Source organism: Xanthomonas sp. WHRI 8932A (assembly GCF_035012785.1).
In the GTDB taxonomy this organism is placed as follows: domain Bacteria; phylum Pseudomonadota; class Gammaproteobacteria; order Xanthomonadales; family Xanthomonadaceae; genus Xanthomonas.
On the sequence record NZ_JAYGQQ010000001.1, the window covers coordinates 65,045 to 81,310 of the forward strand.

Annotated in this window: 14 protein-coding genes; 9 read left to right on the forward strand and 5 right to left on the reverse strand. The window is 65.4% G+C overall.

What is annotated here, in order from left to right; genetic code table 11:
• Window positions 1–106: 106 nt before the first annotated feature.
• Together pheA and serC are read right to left on the reverse strand one after the other, a co-directional pair.
• Window positions 107–1,330, reverse strand: a complete 1,224-nt coding sequence (gene pheA / locus VC212_RS00290) for a prephenate dehydratase (RefSeq protein ID WP_323514033.1) — start codon at window positions 1,328–1,330, stop codon at window positions 107–109.
• 66 nt (window positions 1,331–1,396) lie between these two features.
• A complete protein-coding gene (serC, locus tag VC212_RS00295) occupies window positions 1,397–2,482 on the reverse strand; it encodes a 3-phosphoserine/phosphohydroxythreonine transaminase (RefSeq protein ID WP_115527553.1) in 1,086 nt (361 codons plus the stop codon).
• A gap of 176 nt (window positions 2,483–2,658) precedes the next feature.
• On the opposite strand from serC, the gene msrP reads away from it, so the two are divergent.
• Together msrP and msrQ are read left to right on the forward strand one after the other, a co-directional pair.
• On the forward strand, window positions 2,659–3,627 hold the full coding sequence (msrP, locus tag VC212_RS00300) for a protein-methionine-sulfoxide reductase catalytic subunit MsrP (RefSeq protein WP_055844587.1): 969 nt from the start codon (window positions 2,659–2,661) through the stop codon (window positions 3,625–3,627).
• A 131-nt stretch (window positions 3,628–3,758) separates the two neighbouring features.
• Window positions 3,759–4,415, forward strand: coding sequence for a protein-methionine-sulfoxide reductase heme-binding subunit MsrQ (gene msrQ / locus VC212_RS00305; RefSeq protein WP_115527551.1), 657 nt, complete (start codon window positions 3,759–3,761; stop codon window positions 4,413–4,415).
• Here msrQ and VC212_RS00310 read toward each other — a convergent pair.
• Entirely contained in the window at window positions 4,357–5,166 is an 810-nt protein-coding gene (locus VC212_RS00310; RefSeq protein WP_055844591.1) for an FHA domain-containing protein, read from the reverse strand. The two genes, msrQ and VC212_RS00310, sit on opposite strands and share 59 nt — an antisense overlap.
• 263 nt (window positions 5,167–5,429) lie before the next feature.
• On the opposite strand from VC212_RS00310, the gene VC212_RS00315 reads away from it, so the two are divergent.
• From VC212_RS00315 to VC212_RS00325, 3 genes are all read left to right on the forward strand, one after another.
• Complete coding sequence (locus VC212_RS00315) at window positions 5,430–5,705, forward strand: polyhydroxyalkanoic acid system family protein (protein ID WP_055844595.1); 276 nt, start codon at window positions 5,430–5,432, stop codon at window positions 5,703–5,705.
• Between the two features lie 161 nt (window positions 5,706–5,866).
• On the forward strand, window positions 5,867–6,427 hold the full coding sequence (locus tag VC212_RS00320; RefSeq protein WP_323514034.1) for a phasin family protein: 561 nt from the start codon (window positions 5,867–5,869) through the stop codon (window positions 6,425–6,427).
• Between the two features lie 503 nt (window positions 6,428–6,930).
• Complete coding sequence (locus VC212_RS00325; protein ID WP_323514035.1) at window positions 6,931–7,938, forward strand: restriction endonuclease; 1,008 nt, start codon at window positions 6,931–6,933, stop codon at window positions 7,936–7,938.
• Between the two features lie 502 nt (window positions 7,939–8,440).
• Here VC212_RS00325 and hutC read toward each other — a convergent pair.
• Both hutC and VC212_RS00335 read right to left on the reverse strand, forming a co-directional pair.
• The gene (hutC, locus tag VC212_RS00330) at window positions 8,441–9,178 is read right to left on the reverse strand and encodes a histidine utilization repressor (RefSeq protein WP_055844604.1); all 738 of its coding nucleotides are present in this window, start codon (window positions 9,176–9,178) and stop codon (window positions 8,441–8,443) included.
• 42 nt (window positions 9,179–9,220) lie between these two features.
• Window positions 9,221–10,591 (reverse strand): formimidoylglutamate deiminase, encoded by a 1,371-nt coding sequence (locus tag VC212_RS00335; protein WP_323514036.1) that lies wholly within the window; start codon window positions 10,589–10,591, stop codon window positions 9,221–9,223.
• Window positions 10,592–10,651: 60 nt separating this feature from the next.
• Between VC212_RS00335 and hutI the strand changes: the two genes are divergently transcribed.
• The 4 genes from hutI to hutU all read left to right on the forward strand — a co-directional run bounded on the left by hutI (window position 10,652) and on the right by hutU (window position 16,124).
• Window positions 10,652–11,857 (forward strand): imidazolonepropionase, encoded by a 1,206-nt coding sequence (gene hutI / locus VC212_RS00340; RefSeq protein ID WP_323514037.1) that lies wholly within the window; start codon window positions 10,652–10,654, stop codon window positions 11,855–11,857.
• A 17-nt stretch (window positions 11,858–11,874) separates the two neighbouring features.
• Window positions 11,875–13,416 (forward strand): histidine ammonia-lyase, encoded by a 1,542-nt coding sequence (gene hutH, locus VC212_RS00345; protein ID WP_323514038.1) that lies wholly within the window; start codon window positions 11,875–11,877, stop codon window positions 13,414–13,416.
• Window positions 13,417–13,582: 166 nt separating this feature from the next.
• Window positions 13,583–14,440, forward strand: coding sequence for an N-formylglutamate deformylase (hutG, locus tag VC212_RS00350; protein ID WP_323514039.1), 858 nt, complete (start codon window positions 13,583–13,585; stop codon window positions 14,438–14,440).
• A 16-nt stretch (window positions 14,441–14,456) separates the two neighbouring features.
• Window positions 14,457–16,124: a urocanate hydratase gene (hutU, locus tag VC212_RS00355; protein ID WP_323514040.1), complete on the forward strand. Its 1,668-nt coding sequence runs from the start codon at window positions 14,457–14,459 to the stop codon at window positions 16,122–16,124.
• The last annotated feature ends 142 nt before the right edge of the window (window positions 16,125–16,266 follow it).

Genomic DNA, 16,266 nt, shown 5'->3' on the forward strand with positions numbered 1-16,266 from the left:
ATCCGATTGCTGCGCCGCCGCCATGCAGGCGATGCGCTTGGTATAGAGATGGCAGCGCCGTCATCGCCAGAGCGGCGGCGCGCCAGTTGGGCAGGTGATCGAGCGCTTAGGGAATCGCCACCGGATACGAGCCCAGCACCTTGATCTGCGCCGAATGCGCTTCCAGCTCGGCCAGTGCCTGCTTCATCGCATCGTCTTCCACATGGCCGACCAGATCGATGAAGAACCCATATTCCCACTTGGCCTGGTGCGAGGGTCGCGACTCGATGCGATTCATGCTGATTCCGTGCCGCGCGAACGGGCTGAGCACATCGAATAGCGCGCCCGGCTTGTCGTGGATGAACACCAGCACCGACGTGCGGTCGTGCCCGGACGAAGGGAAGATCTGCCGGCCAATCACCAAAAAGCGCGTGGTGTTGTCGTCGTCGTCTTCGATCGACTTCATGATGACTTTCTTCAAGCCATACACATGCGCCGCACTCTCGCCGCCGATGGCTGCAGCATCTTCAGCATTGCGTGCGCGCCGCGCGCCTTCGGCATTGCTGGAGACCGCAAGCTTCTCGACCTTGGGCAGGTGCGAGCGCAGCCAACCGGCGGTCTGCGCGAAGGATTGCGAATGCGCGTAGATGCGCTCGATGTCTTCCAGCCGGCCGTTGCGCGAGAGCAGATACTGATGCACGCGCAGCTCGACTTCGCCGCAGATTTTCAGGTTGGAAGTCAGAAACATATCCAGCGTGACCTGGATGGTGCCCTGCCCCGAATTCTCTACCGGCACCACGCCGAAATCGGCGTTGCCGGCTTCCACTTCCTGGAACACTTCTTCGATGGTCGCCATCGGCAAGCCCACCGCCGAGCGACCGAAATGCTTGAGCACGGCTTGCTGGCTGAAGGTCCCTTCCGGGCCGAGGTAACCGATCTTCAACGGCTCCTGCTGGGCCAGACACGCGGACATGATTTCGCGATACACGTGCACCAGCACTTCATCGCTGAGCGGGCCTTCGTTGCGGTCCACCACCATGCGCAGCACCTGCGCTTCGCGCTCGGGGCGGTAGTAATCCACCGCTGCGGCGAGCTTGCCCTTGGCCTTGCCGACCTGATGGGCAAAGTTGGCGCGCTCGGCGATCAATTCCTGGATGTTGCGGTCGATCGCGTCGATCTTGGCGCGCACATCGGCCAGCACCGGTGCGGCGGCGGCCGGCTTGCCGATGGCCTTGTCCGGCTTGGTCGCGGGCTTGGCCACCTGTTTGGTCGCCGATGTGTCCGCAGACGTGCGCGCTGCTTTGGTCTTGCTGCCCTTGGCAGCAGTGGGTTTATTGGACTTGGGAGCCATCGCTGGGCATTCCTTGAGAAACGGCGCAAGCGCCTGCGCGGCCTGCGCCGCGGTCGAAGTTGGAACTCAGCCGTGACGCTGCTGAAAATCGTGCATGAAAGCCGCCAGCGCTTGCGCGCCGGCCACCGGCATGGCGTTGTAAAGCGAGGCGCGGATGCCGCCGACGGCTTTGTGCCCCTTCAGTGCCAACAGACCGGCGGCCTTGGATTCGCTGACGAACAACGCGTCCAGTTGCTCGTTCGGCAGAAAGAACGGGATGTTCATGCGCGAGCGCACCGCCGGCTTGATCAGGTTGCGATAGAAGCCGCCCGAACCATCGATGGCGCCGTACACCAACGCGGCTTTCTCGGCATTGCGACGCGCGAACTCTTCCACCCCGCCCTGTTCCAGCATCCACTTCACGGTGAGCCCGAGCAGGTACCAGTTCCAGGTCGGCGGGGTGTTGAGCATCGAATCGCGCGCGGCATGCGAGGCGTAGTTGAAGATGTCCGCACGCGATTGGCCGGCGCGCTCCAGCAGATCGCGGCGCACGATCAGCACCGAAATGCCGACCGGGCCCAGATTCTTTTGCGCACCGGCGTAGATCAGCCCATAACGCGAAATGTCCAGCGGCTCGGACGCAATCGACGAGCTGAAATCGGCGAACAGCGGCAAGGTGCCGACATCCGGCGTGTCGCGAAACTCCACGCCGTGGATAGTCTCGTTGGCGGTGATGTGCACGTAGGCCGAGTGCGGCGACAAGGTCCAGCTGGCCACCGGCGGGATGTCGATAAACCCATCTGCCTGCGCGTCTGCGGCAATGCGCGCATCCACGTACGGCGCCGCCTGCTTGATCGCGGTCTTGCCCCAGTGCCCGGTGATCACATAATCGGCGGCCTGTCCGGGCGCGGCGAAATTCAACGGCAACAGTGCCTGGATGGTGGTGGCGCCACCGGCGGTAAACAGCACCGCGTAGTCGTCGGGAATCGACAACAAACTGCGCAGATCAGCTTCGGCCGCGGCCGCTACCGCCATGAAATCGGCGCTGCGGTGGCTGATTTCCACGATCGAGGCGCCAACGCCGTTCCACTCGACCATCTCCGCCTGCGCCTGCCGCAGGACCGATTCCGGCAATGTCGCAGGGCCGGCACTGAAATTGAACGCGCGTGTCATGGCACACCTTGTCGAGCTAGCCTTCTAGTATGCCGCAGCGCATCCGGCTTGGCAGCGGGCAAAAAAGTTGCAGCTGCATCCTTTTGGCTGAGCATCACGTAACGTGGTAACTGCCACGGGACGAACTTCCGCCCCGGTGGGCTACTCTCACGCTGCAGCCACTGCCGGAGCCTGCCATGTCGTTTCGCGATGCTTTCAAACTGCCGTCCAGCGAGATCACCGATGAGTCCGTCTACCGCGATCGGCGCCGGCTGCTGCAGCTGTTTGCGCTGACCCCGGCACTGGGCATTGCCGGATGCGCCGAGGCCGACCCGCCGCCACCGCCCAAGACGGTGGTGACGCCGGCGCAGGCGCGTAGCGGCTTCCGCACCACCGAAGAATTGACCAAGCTGGAAGACGTCACCAGCTACAACAATTTCTATGAGTTCGGCACCGACAAGACCGATCCGTCGAAGGCCGCCAAGACGCTCAAGCTGTCGCCGTGGTCGGTGAAGGTGAGCGGCGAATGCGAAAAACCCGGCAGCCTGTCGCTGGACGAAGTGCTCAAGGGCATCACGCCGGAAGAGCGCATCTACCGGCTGCGCTGCGTGGAAGGCTGGTCGATGGTGATTCCGTGGACCGGCGTGCCGCTGGGCGAGGTGCTCAAGCGTTTTGCGCCGACCTCCAAAGCCAAGTATGTGTCCTTCACCACCCTGGCCGACCCGCAGCAGATGCCAGGCGTGCGCTATCGCTCGATCGACTGGCCTTATCGCGAAGGGCTGCGCATCGATGAAGCGATGCATCCGCTGACCTTGCTGGCCACTGGCCTGTACGGCAAGCCGTTGCCACAGCAGAACGGCGCGCCGTTGCGCCTGGTGGTGCCGTGGAAGTACGGCTTCAAGAGCATCAAGTCGATCGTGGAAATTCGCTTCGTCGAAAAGATGCCCGAGACCGCCTGGCACGATCTGCAGCCGTCGGAATACGGCTTCTTTTCCAACGTCAACCCGGCGGTGGATCATCCGCGCTGGAGCCAGAAGACCGAGCGCCGCATCGCCGGTACCGCCAGCAAGCTGTTTGCCGAACGTATCGCGACCAAGCCGTTCAACGGCTATGCCGATCAGGTGGCATCACTGTATGCGGGCATGGACCTGAAGAAGTGGTTCTAAGGTAGTGATGTCCACCGCGTAGGAGCGCACCCGTGCGCGACGGGCATGACCAGCAAAGCCCATCGCGCACGGGTGCGCTCCTACGATGCATGTTAATGCCCGCGCGGCATCGCTTCCCTCTTCGAGATCGCATGGCCAAGACCTCTGCTTCCCTGATTGCCGCCAAGGTGGCGGTGCATGCCGCCGCACTGACGCCGATCGCCTTGCTGGCCTGGCAGTTCTGGCAGGTGTGGCAGACCGGCAGCGATGCGCTGGGCGCCGACCCGGTGGCCGAGATCGAGCACCGCACCGGGTTGTGGGCGCTGCGCTTTCTGTTGATTACGCTGGCGATCACGCCGCTACGCCAGCTCACCGGCCAGGCCGTGCTGATCCGCTTCCGCCGCATGCTGGGGCTGTACGCCTTTTTCTACGCCAGCGTGCACCTGACGGTGTACCTGAGCCTGGACCTGCGCGGCTTCTGGACGCAGATCTTCGAAGAGATTCTCAAGCGCCCCTACATCACCGTGGGCTTTGCGGCGTGGTTGCTGTTGCTGCCGCTGGCGATCACCTCGACCCAGGGCTGGATGCGTCGACTCAAGCGCAACTGGGGCCGCCTGCATCAGCTGATCTATCCGATCGGCGTGCTGGCCGTGCTGCACTTCTGGTGGCTGGTGAAGTCCGATATCCGCGAGCCGGCGCTGTATGCCGGCATCCTCGCAGTCCTGCTGGGCTGGCGGATCTGGAAGAAACTCAGCGCGCGCCAAACCACAGCAAGGCGCTCAGCGCCGCCGCCAGCAACACCGCGCTGAGCAGCAACCACGGCCAACGCGCCACCTTCATTGGCGCGCGTGCCGGCTCGCTGATGGCACGCGGTGGCAGCGGCGGTTCGGAATCGGGGATGTCCCAGGTGGTGCCGTGATGGATGCGCGGCACTTCCACCACGAAGCGGTGGCGGGCATCGAACACGACCTGGTCGCCGGCTTGCAGCCAGCCATCGCGCACCTGCACGCCGTTGATCCAGCTGCCCTCTTCCGAACCCAGATCGCGGATCAGCACACGGTCGCCGTGACGCTCGAGGCGCGCGTGCTGCGCGGCAAAGGCAGGGTCGTCGATGACGATGTCCGACGCCGGGTCGCTGCCGACCAGGCGCGAGCGGTCCAGGGTGAAGCTGCGCCCGTGGTGGCGGCCGCCCAGCCCACGCAATAGCAAGCAGACTTCGCTCAGGCCGGCATCGTCTTCCGGCACATCGTTGGCCGGTGCGCTGGAGGGCGCACTGCGCAACAGCATCTCTACGCCGTCGGCATAGATCGCATCGCCGGGGCGCAGCAACGCCATGCGCCGCACCGGGCGCCCGTTGACGTGGATGCCGCGGATCCCGTTGGCCACCTGCAACCACAGCCCGCGCTGGTCCAGGCAGAACTGCGCCAACAGCAGCGCCCCCTGGGCGTCAGCCACCACCCGCACGCTGCCGGAGGCATGACGGACGATCCGGTGGACGCCGGGCTTGAGGGAATGATCCGGCTGCTGCCGGTGAGTGAAATGAACTTGCAGGTCGCGCACCCGCCGCAGCCTAGCAGGTTTGCTCGCGCCAGCGGCCAACAACCGCGGCCTCATTCGTTGGATGCCAGCACGGTGCGCCGTCGAAGCCCGGCTTATAGAGATCCCTTGCCCAAGCGTTCGAGGCGCAGGCATCGCCGCTCACCGCGCCTCGCCGCGCAATCGGTTTGGTCGCCAATGTGGCTTCGTTGCGCACCGCCGCACTTGGAGCCAGGCGCGCGCATGCGCACAATGCGCGACTCCTTATCGTCTTACCCAGGCAACTCATGTCCAGCATCGATATCCGCCACGACCATTCCCTGCCGCCGGCACAGGCCCGCGCGGCGATCGACGAGGCGGCGCGCAAGCTGACCGATCGCTACGGAGTTGCCTCGCACTGGGAAGGCGACACCTTGCGCATCTCCCGCGCCGGCGTGGATGGTGCGATCGCGCTGCTGCCGCAGCAGGTGCATGTGACGGCCGAGCTTGGCTTCCTGCTGTCGGCCGTGCAGCCGATGGTGGAATCGGAAATCCGTCGCCTGCTCTCCGAAAAGCTCGCCTGAGCGAGCGCGGTTGCGGTTGCTGCTTCAGCGCCAAGTCACCCGCCCCGCACGCGATGGGCGGATGCTTGGGCCAGGCCGGCCGGGCGTCGCTTCACCTGCCCGATGCAGGGCCGGCACTAGGGTGAACGCAACGTCACTTTGGCAATCGACAGGAGCATCGCATGACGACCGGATACGATCAGAACGGTAACCGCGACACCACCGCGTCGGGCTTCCAGGCCCAGGCAGAGCAGATTTCGCGGCGGCTTGGCGAGTCGGCGCAGACTGTGTGGCTAGCCGGACTCGGCGCACTGGGCCGCGTGCAGAGCGAAGGCGGCAAGTTGTTCGACTCGCTGGTGCGCGAAGGCGCCGCCTATGAGCGCACCGGGCAGCGCAAGGCCGCCGACAGCGTGGACGAGCTGCGCGAGGAAGTGGAAACCCAGTTCGAGCAGGCCCGCGATACCGCCGTGCGCGGCTGGGACAAGCTGGGCAAGGCGTTCGACGACCGCGTCAAAGGCGTGCTGCGTACGCTCAACATTCCCGAGCAGGACGAACTGGAAAACCTGCGTCGCGAAGTCGAATCGTTGAAGGCACAGGTACGGGCCAACACCGCCGCCGCCAAGCGGGCCAACCGCACCGCCAATCAGGCAGCGCAAGCCGCCAGCAGCGACGCGAGCGGTCAAGGCACATCGACAGGCCACACGTCAGCGATCGGCAATCCCGCTGCGTTCGACGGGGAATAAGCCCCACCGCCGCAGGTGGTAGCGAAATCTGACGCGTCCCAGCGGCGGATGTATCCCGGTCGCAATCGGGTCTGCACGTGGGTTGCCCGTGCAGACCTTCAGATGTGGACCGTCTGTGGGCCGTTAGCACTACTGAGACCCCTTCACGCATTCTTAGGGCGCACGTTGACGGGCTCAAAAACGGGCTGCCCCATTGCACACGATGTTGCGCGAGCAGTGTCAGTTCGACGACGTTAGACACGCTTGCACGCGATTGGTTGGTCAATCGCCACACCCAGGCCCGATGTTGCAAAGCAACATTATTTTTCAGACAATCGGGATGGACCCGCCAGTCCTGTACCACGAAGTCCGTTTGCTCCCCTCCCCTCACGGCTTCGGACTGGCGGGTCTTTCGTTGTCTGGGTCACGCCTCGCGACATCCCCGCCTGCGATCCATTGACGAAACCTGCGCGAAGGATTCTTCTAGGCGTACCGATTCGTTATACGCGCCATACCTTCGCTTGATGCTTATGCCTTCCTGGATCTTGGCGCTCCTGGCTGCACTGCTGCTTTGGCTTGCGGTGTCCGCCTACTTCTGGCTGGTGCGACGCCGCGCCAACGAAACCGACGCTGGCATACGCGCCCTCGCGGCCATGCATTGGCGCGACTTTTCCGCCGTGGTGCTGCGGGTTCTGCAGGACCAGCGTGGCTGGCAACCAACCCAGCTGCCGCAGGATGGCTTGCCTACCGCCGACTTCATGATGCAGACGGATCAAGGCACCCGCCTGGTGGCCTGCAAGCATGGCCGCGGCTATCGCATCGGCGTGGCGGCGGTCAACGAATTGGGGGCGATGGCGCGGCTGGCCGGTGCGGGCGGCGGCATGATGGTGACCGAGGGCCGCATGGAGCGCGAAGGCTTGGCGGCCGCAGAAAAACAGTCTATCGAAGTCCTGGATGGCACGCGGCTATGGCCCTTGCTCAAGCCGTATCTGCCCGGCGATGTGGAAACCGGCGTGGTCAACACGGCACGGCGACGGGCGATCCGCCACAGCATCATTGCCGGCGCGGCACTAGCCACACTGGCGCTGCTAGCGGTGCTCGCGTTGCGCCCGCCCGAGCCGGCACCGGCACCGGCGCAGACCGTTGCTGCTCCGCGTGCAGGTGCTGCTGCGGAACCGCGTACTCCACCGGCAGCCACCTCGCCAGGGAGCGCGTCGCAGCAGACGCCAGCTGCAGCGCCGACTGCCGCCACAACACCGTCTGCAAATACGGCAGAGCCGGACGACGCAACGCTGCAAGGCTATCGACGCGAGGTGTCCAAAACATTGGCGCAAACACCGGGCTTGGTACGTGGCATCTGGATCACCCAGGCAACGCTGGCGGTGGATCGCACTGTGGAAGACAGCGCGGCGTGGCCATTGATCTGCAAAGAGCTTGAGCGCTACCCCTACCTGCGCACGGTCCGCGTGCAGCTCAATCCCCGCCCGGGTGTGGATGAGCCGGTGCGCTGGCGGCAATGCACCACGATCTGATGCGTTGCGCCTGATGGTGGGTGACGACGAGCGAACTGAGTCGCGCAATTGAACACAGCGGTTTGCTGCGGGCTCAACTGGGTCGAGACGACACTCGTGTTCACGATCAACTGCAAGCTCGCGCAGTCATAAGCACGATCAGCTGCAAGCGCGCGATGGCTGCCGCAGATGTGCCGGCTGACTACCTGCAGCCGTTAAAGGCGCGACTCTTAACTAGCCGATCAAGCCAAAACAGCAATCGTACGCACGATGAGCCGCAAGTCTGCGGTGTCCTGAAGCAGAGGTACCGGCCGACTGCGTGCAGCCATCGCAGTCACGATCTTCCATAAGCCCGATGGTGCGATACACGGATTCCCCGGCCGACGACGCGCAGTATTTCGCGTCCGATTTGCCGGCGTGATGGCAGCCGGTAACCATGCCTGCTATACGTCGCTATCGATCTCGCCACCATCAGCAACAGCGCCGTTACCGACGTCCAACTAAACCGTTCTAGCGCCAGCTCTCAACGCATTCCAGGCGCGAACCGCGCCACCAGATCGTACGAGCCACCCAGAAACAACTGGCGAACGTAGGTCACTGGTTGATCTCCACGCCAGGTGTGGCGGTCGATCACCAGGCACGCTGCACCTTCGTTGACCTGTAGGCACTTGGCTTGCGCTGCGTCGACGCTGACCGCGCTGATGCGGTGCTCGGCACGCGTCCACGGCACGTTGCGCAATAGCCAGCTTCCGGGCGCCACATCGGTGAACGTCTGCGCCAACGCATCGGGCACGGTGGTCACATCGATCACGCGCTGTTCCAACGCGAACGGGCTGCCGTCGGCCAGATGCACGCTATCGAGCGCCAGCAGCTTGCCGGTGCTGCCCAACGCGCGCTCCTGCGGCACGCGCTGGCGCACGTTGCGCAGCCGGCGCGATAACAGCGAAAACGTGTAGAGATGACCGCGCGTGGTCATTTCCACTTCGATATCCGGGATCGAGAGCGCCACCTGCTCCAGATGCGGATGCGGCCGGGCGACGAACGAGCCAGTGCGGCGGCGGCGCTCGATCATGCCGGCATCGGCGAGCAGGCCGAGCACTTTGTTGACGGTCATACGCGAGCAGCCGTACTGCGTCATCAACTCGTGTTCGGGCGGGATGCGATGGCCGGGCGGCCAGTCGCCGCTATGAATCCGTTGTTCGATATCCTGCCGGATGCGGTGATGCAAGGTACCGGGCGCGGCGATGGGGGTAGCGGTCAAAGCTGCGGTCTCCGGTCAGACCTGCATTGTGCGCGCATCGGCTCAATTGCCGAGCACTGTTCGCAAGACTCCGGCAAAACGCGAGGCAATCCGTGCGCGATCGACATGCTGCCCATCGCGCACCACATGGCGCCCGCCACGCCAGACGTGCCGCACCGCAGTGGCGCGTGCGGCAAACAGCCAGCTGTCCAGCACTGCGTTGTCGCTGCGTGCGAGCAAGGCCGGATGGCTGGTGTCCAGTTCCACCAGATCGGCCACGGCGCCAACCCGGATCCCGTGCTGCGCGACACCCAGCGCCTGCGCCGCGCCGTCGCTTGCCTTTTCGTACAACCAGCGCCCGCTCGAAACGTCGGCAGGCGCCAGCACATTGCGCGCCTGCAGGCGCAGCCGCTGGCCGTATTCGAGCAGGCGCAGTTCTTCGGCCGCATCGATCAGCACGTTCGAATCCGAACCCACGCCAAAGCGCCCGCCAGCCGCAGCGAATGCCTGCATCGGGAACAGCCCGTCGCCCAGATTGGCCTCGGTGATCGGGCACAACCCGACCACCGCGCCACTGTCGGCGATCGCCCGCAGCTCGCTGGCATCCACATGCGTGGCGTGCACCAGACACCAGCGCGCCGCCACCGGCGCGTTGGCCAGCAGCCATTGCACCGGACGCTGGCCCGACCAGGCCAGGCAGGCGTCGACTTCGCGCTGCTGCTCGGCGATATGGATGTGGATCGGGCCATCGGTGAGTGGCACCAGTGCCGCCAGTTGCTGCGGCGTGACCGCGCGCAAACTGTGCGGTGCCAGCCCGAGCACGGCATCCGGCAACGTCTTGAGGCTGTGCCTGCAGTCGTCGAGCAGGCGCGCAAACCCATCGATGTCGTGGATCAGGCGCTTTTGCGCGGCGCTCGGTGCAGCCCCGCCGAAATCCGAGTGCGCGTAGAACACCGGCAACAAGGTCAACCCGATGCCGGTACTGGCGGCCGCAGCGGCGATGCGCTCGGACATCTCACCGGCATGCGCGTACGGCGCACCGCTGACGGTGTGGTGCAGATAATGAAATTCGCCAACGCGGGTGAAGCCGCTCTCCAGCATTTCCACATATGCCTGCTCGGCGATTGCCTGCAGGCTGTCCGGGTCCAGCCGGTCGACGAAGCGGTACATCAGTTCGCGCCAGCTCCAGAAACTGTCGCCGCTGCGTCCGCCCACTTCGGTCAGGCCGGCCATACCGCGCTGAAACGCATGGCTGTGCAGGTTGCCCAGGCCAGGCACCAGCACCTCGGCACGCGTATCGGTGGCGGCCGCGGCCGCATCGGTCTGCACCGTGGCAATGCGCCCCTGCTCCAGCGTGATCCGCACACCGCCCGCCCAGCCACTCGGCAACAGGGCCCGCGCTGCCCACAACGCTTGTACCGGTTGATCTGCCACTGGACACCCTCGATTGACGAATCTATTGTATATACATATCAGACACCACGAGCCTGCGCCATGCATTGCGACGTTCTCTGGCACAACGCGCAGCTGATGACCCTGGACGCTGCCGACGGCGGGCTGGGCATCGTCACCGATGGCATGATCGCCTGTCGGGACGGCCGCATCGTGTATGCCGGCCCGGCAGCGCAGGCACCGGCGTTCGAAGCCGACAGTACTTACGATTGCCAGCGGCGCTGGATCAGCCCGGGCCTGATCGATTGCCACACCCATCTGGTGTATGCCGGCAATCGCGCCAACGAATTCGAACAACGCCTGCGCGGCGCCAGCTATGCGCAGATCGCCGCGGCCGGTGGCGGCATTGTGGCGACCGTGCGCGCCACCCGCGCCGCAGACGATGCCGCGTTGCTCGCCGCCAGCCTGCCGCGCCTGGATGCCATGCTCGCCGAGGGCGTGACTACGCTGGAAATCAAATCCGGCTACGGGCTCACGCTGGAGGACGAGACCAAGCAACTGCGCGTGGCGCGCCAGCTCGCAACCCTGCGGCAGGTGGAAGTGGTGCCGACATTTCTCGGCGCGCACGCGGTGCCGCCGGGGAGCGATGCGCAGCAGTACATCGACGCCGTCTGCACGCAGATGATTCCGGCGATTGCCGCGCAAGGGCTTGCCGAAGCGGTCGACGTCTTCTGCGAACACCTGGCGTTTTCGCCGGCGCAGGCCGAACAGGTGTTCGTCGCCGCGCAGGCACAGGGCTTGCGCGTCAAGATCCATGCCGAGCAATTGAGCAACCAGCACGGCGCGGCACTGGCGGCACGCCATGGTGCGTTGTCGGCCGACCATATCGAGTACCTGGACCAGGCCGGCGTCGATGCGATGGCCAGCGCCGGCACCGTGGCGGTCTTGCTGCCAGGCGCGTTCTATTTCACCCGCGATACCCAACTGCCGCCGATCGATGCGCTGCGCGCGGCCGGTGTGCCGCTGGCGTTGGCCACCGACTGCAACCCGGGCACTTCACCGCTGACCAGCCCGTTGCTGGCGATGAACATGGCGGCCACGTTGTTCCGCATGACGGTGGACGAATGCATCGCCGGGTTCACCCGCGAAGCGGCGCGTGCGCTGGGCCGCAGTGCGCGACTTGGCCGGCTGCGCACCGGCATGGACTGCGACCTGGCGATCTGGGACATCGACGCGCCGGCCGACCTGGTCTATCGCATGGGCTTCAACCCTCTTCATGCCCGCATCTGGCGCGGGCATTCGACCTGATCGACTCTGGAGTTGTCATGAGTGCTTCTGTTGTCTTGCAACCCGGCCAGGTAACGCTGGCGCAATGGCGTGCGCTGTATCGCGGCGCCGATATGGCGCTGGACGCCGCCTGTGCGGCCGCAGTACTGCGCAGCGCGCAGACGGTGGAGGCGATCGTCGCGCGCGGCGAGCCGGTCTATGGGGTCAACACCGGCTTCGGCAAGCTGGCCAGCGTGCGCATCGAGCGCGAAGACCTGCAGACCCTGCAGCGCAATATCGTGTTGTCGCATGCGGCCGGCGTCGGCGAGCCCACGCCGGTGCCGGTGGTGCGGCTGATGATGGCGCTCAAGCTCACCAGCCTTGCCCAGGGCGCTTCCGGCGTACAACCGGGCACGCTGGCGTTGCTGGAAGCGATGCTGCGTGCGGGCATCACGCCGGTGGTGCCTTGCCAGGGATCGGTCGGCGCCTCCGGCGATCTGGCACCGCTGTCGCATCTGGCCGCGGTGATGATCGGCGTTGGCGAAGCCTTCGTCGGCGAGCTCCGTTTACCCACCGCGCAAGCGCTAGCGCAGGCGCAGTTGCAGCCGCGCGTGCTCGGCGCAAAAGAAGGGCTGGCGCTGCTCAACGGCACGCAATTTTCCACTGCCTGCGCGCTGGCCGGCTTGTTCGAGATCGAAACCGTATTGCAGGCCGCCCTGGTGACCGGCGCGCTGTCGGTGGAAGCGGCAAAAGGCTCCGATACGCCGTTCGATGCGCGCATCCATGCCTTGCGCGGGCAACCGGGGCAGATTGCAACCGCTGCGGCGCTGCGGGCGTTGATGGCCGACTCGGCGATTCGCGAATCGCATCGCCTCGGCGATGTGCGCATACAGGATCCGTACTGCCTGCGTTGCCAACCGCAGGTGATGGGCGCGGCGCTGGACATCATGCGGCAGGCCGCGCGCACGCTGGACATCGAAGCCAATGGCGTCACCGATAATCCGTTGGTCTTCAGCGATACCGGCGAGGCCTTGTCTGGCGGCAATTTCCACGCCGAGCCGGTGGCGTTCGCTGCCGATATGCTGGCGATGGCGGTATGCGAAATCGGCTCGATCAGCGAACGCCGCACCGCGATGCTGGTCGACCCGGCGTTGTCTGGTCTGCCAGCGTTTCTCACCCCTCGCCCGGGCCTGAATTCCGGCTTCATGATTCCGCAGGTCACCGCTGCGGCGTTGGTGTCGGAAAACAAGCAGCGCGCGTATCCGGCCAGCGTCGATTCGATTCCGACCTCGGCCAATCAGGAAGATCATGTGTCGATGGCGGCGCACGGCGCGCGACGTCTGCTGGCCATGGCAGAAAATGCCGCGCACGTAATCGGCATCGAGTTGTTGGCAGCGGTGCAAGGCTGCGATTTCCATGCACCGCTGCGCTCCAGCACTGCGCTGGAAGCGGCACGCGCGCTGTTGCGTGCGCAGGTCGCAACGCTACAGGACGACCGCTACTTTCATCCCGACATGCTGGCTGCAAGCGCGCTGGTACGGTCAGGCGCATTGGCCAACGCAGTGGCGATCGCACTGCCGGGTGTGGAGCAGGACGCATGACGCGGCGGGTTGCACATCACCTGCGCAGCGTCCTAGCACCACGCTTTGCATTGTGTGGTATCGCCGCACCGGCAACGGCTGCATGATGCGCTCAACACGATGATGGCGTTTATGCGTATCGCCAACACGACGTGCTCGCCACCGTGCACGTAACCGGAGCGCAGCCATGAACACCCTGCCCGATTGGTTGGAAGTGCATCGCGGCGACGCGCCGTTGCTTGTCAGCTTCCCGCACACTGGCACCGAGCTGCCCGACACGGTGGCCGACCAGTTCGTGTCGCCGTGGCTTGCGCGCCGCGACGCCGATTGGTGGGTGCACCAGGTCTACGACTTCGCACAGTCGCTGGGTGCCACCACGGTGCGCACCGCCATCTCGCGCTCGGTCATCGACGTCAACCGCGACCCGAGCGGCGTATCGCTGTATCCGGGCCAGAACACCACCGGCCTGTGTCCGCTGACCACCTTCGACAATCAGCCGCTGTATGCCGATGGGCAGGCGCCGGATCAGGCGCAGATCGATCTGCGTCGCACGCACTGGTTCGACCCGTATCACGCCGCACTCGCCGACGAGATCGCGCGCCTGCGTCAGCAACACGCAAACATCGTGGTGTACGACGCGCATTCGATCCGCTCCTTCATCCCGCACCTGTTCGACGGTGAGTTGCCGCAATTCAACATCGGCAGCAACGACGATCGCAGCTGCGCTCCGGCCCTGGCCGACGCCATCGAACAGCTGTGCCGTAGCAGTGGCTCCAGCACCGTGCGCAACGGGCGCTTCAAGGGCGGCTGGATCACCCGCCACTACGCGCAACCCGACCAGGGCGTGCACACCCTGCAGATGGAACTGGCCTGCCGCGGCTACATGCGCGAGCCGGACACCATCACCCCCGACAACTGGCCTACGCCGTGGCAGCCGGTGCACGCCGCCGCGTTACGCGCAGTGCTGCGGCATGTGCTGCTGGCCTGCCTGCAGTTCGCCACTGCGCCCTTATCCGACACCGCGCCGCATGCGGCCAACCGTTGATTGCAAGGAACCCGGCATGACCCGTCACGATGCAACCCGCGTCATCCGCGCCGCCACCGGCACCACGCTCACCGCCAAGAGCTGGCTCACCGAAGCGCCGCTGCGCATGTTGATGAACAACCTGGACCCGGATGTAGCCGAGCGCCCGCAGGAACTGGTGGTGTACGGCGGCATCGGCCGCGCCGCGCGCGACTGGGAATCCTTCGATGCGATCGTGGCTGCACTCACACGCCTGGATGACGACCAAACCTTGCTGGTGCAATCGGGCAAGCCGGTCGGCGTGTTCCGCACCCATGTCGACGCACCGCGCGTACTGATCGCCAATTCCAATCTTGTGCCGCGCTGGGCCACCTGGGACCACTTCAACGAACTCGATAAAAAGGGTCTGGCGATGTATGGCCAGATGACCGCCGGCAGCTGGATCTACATCGGCGCGCAAGGCATCGTGCAAGGCACCTACGAAACCTTCGTGGAGATGGGCCGCCAGCATTACGGCGGCAGCCTGGCCGGCAAGTGGCTATTCACCGGCGGCCTTGGCGGCATGGGTGGCGCGCAGCCGCTGGCCGCGGTGATGGCCGGCGCCTCGTGCCTGGCGGTGGAGTGCCGCCGTTCCAGCATCGACATGCGCCTGCGCACCGGCTATCTGGACACCTGGACCGACTCGCTGGACGACGCGCTGCGCCTGATCGAGGAATCCTGCACGGCGAAGAAGCCGCTGTCGGTCGGCCTGCTCGGCAATGTCGCCGACGTGCTGGACGAACTGCTGCTACGTGGGATCAAGCCGGACCTGCTGACCGACCAGACCTCCGCGCACGACCCGGTCAACGGCTACCTGCCGCAAGGCTGGAGCGTGGAAGAGTGGGACGCAAAGCGCGTGAGTGCGCCCAAGGAGGTGGAAGCCGCCGCGCGCGAGGCAATGGCCAACCACATCCGCGCCATGCTCACCTTCCACGCGCTCGGCGTGCCCACCGTGGACTACGGCAATAACCTGCGCCAGATGGCGCTGGAGCAAGGCGTGTCCGACGCGTTCGACTTCCCCGGCTTCGTGCCCGCCTACATCCGCCCGCTGTTCTGTCGCGGCATCGGCCCGTTCCGCTGGGTCGCGCTCAGCGGCGACCCGGAAGACATCGCCAAGACCGATGCCAAGGTCAAGGAATTGATTCCCGACGATGCGCATCTGCATCGCTGGCTGGACATGGCCGCCGAAAAGATCGCCTTCCAGGGCCTGCCCGCGCGCATCTGCTGGGTCGGTCTGGGCGACCGCCATCGGCTCGGCCTGGCCTTCAACGCGATGGTCCGTAGCGGCGAGTTGAAAGCCCCGGTAGTGATCGGCCGCGACCATCTGGATTCGGGCAGCGTCGCCTCGCCGAACCGCGAGACCGAAGCGATGGCCGACGGCTCCGATGCGGTGTCCGACTGGCCGTTGCTCAATGCCCTGCTCAATACCGCCAGCGGCGCCACCTGGGTCTCGCTGCACCACGGCGGCGGCGTCGGCATGGGCTTCTCGCAACACGCCGGCATGGTCATCGTCTGCGACGGCAGCGACGCAGCCGACAAGCGCATCGAACGCGTGCTCTGGAACGACCCCGCCACCGGCGTGATGCGCCACGCCGATGCCGGGTATGCGATCGCAACCGAGTGCGCGAAGGAAAAAGGGCTGGATTTACCGGGGATTCTTGCCTGAGTTCGCTCGCCGACAGCGCGCGGTAGACCACTTTATGCGGCATGGATGCCGCAGAAGAGGCTACAGAGACGTACTTGCGGCGTGTCCTGCGATGGTGGGCAGGCAAGGACACCACAGCCAAGCCACAGATTAATCGCTCTAC

Excerpts from the sequence above, each read along its gene's own strand:
- pheA (WP_323514033.1), bottom strand. The coding sequence starts at position 1,330 with ATGGCTCCCAAGTCCAATAAACCCACTGCTGCCAAGGGCAGCAAGACC.
- serC (WP_115527553.1), bottom strand. The coding sequence starts at position 2,482 with ATGACACGCGCGTTCAATTTCAGTGCCGGCCCTGCGACATTGCCGGAA.
- msrP (WP_055844587.1), top strand. The coding sequence starts at position 2,659 with ATGTCGTTTCGCGATGCTTTCAAACTGCCGTCCAGCGAGATCACCGAT.
- msrQ (WP_115527551.1), top strand. The coding sequence starts at position 3,759 with ATGGCCAAGACCTCTGCTTCCCTGATTGCCGCCAAGGTGGCGGTGCAT.
- VC212_RS00315 (WP_055844595.1), top strand. The coding sequence starts at position 5,430 with ATGTCCAGCATCGATATCCGCCACGACCATTCCCTGCCGCCGGCACAG.
- VC212_RS00320 (WP_323514034.1), top strand. The coding sequence starts at position 5,867 with ATGACGACCGGATACGATCAGAACGGTAACCGCGACACCACCGCGTCG.
- VC212_RS00325 (WP_323514035.1), top strand. The coding sequence starts at position 6,931 with ATGCTTATGCCTTCCTGGATCTTGGCGCTCCTGGCTGCACTGCTGCTT.
- hutI (WP_323514037.1), top strand. The coding sequence starts at position 10,652 with ATGCATTGCGACGTTCTCTGGCACAACGCGCAGCTGATGACCCTGGAC.
- hutH (WP_323514038.1), top strand. The coding sequence starts at position 11,875 with ATGAGTGCTTCTGTTGTCTTGCAACCCGGCCAGGTAACGCTGGCGCAA.
- hutG (WP_323514039.1), top strand. The coding sequence starts at position 13,583 with ATGAACACCCTGCCCGATTGGTTGGAAGTGCATCGCGGCGACGCGCCG.
- hutU (WP_323514040.1), top strand. The coding sequence starts at position 14,457 with ATGACCCGTCACGATGCAACCCGCGTCATCCGCGCCGCCACCGGCACC.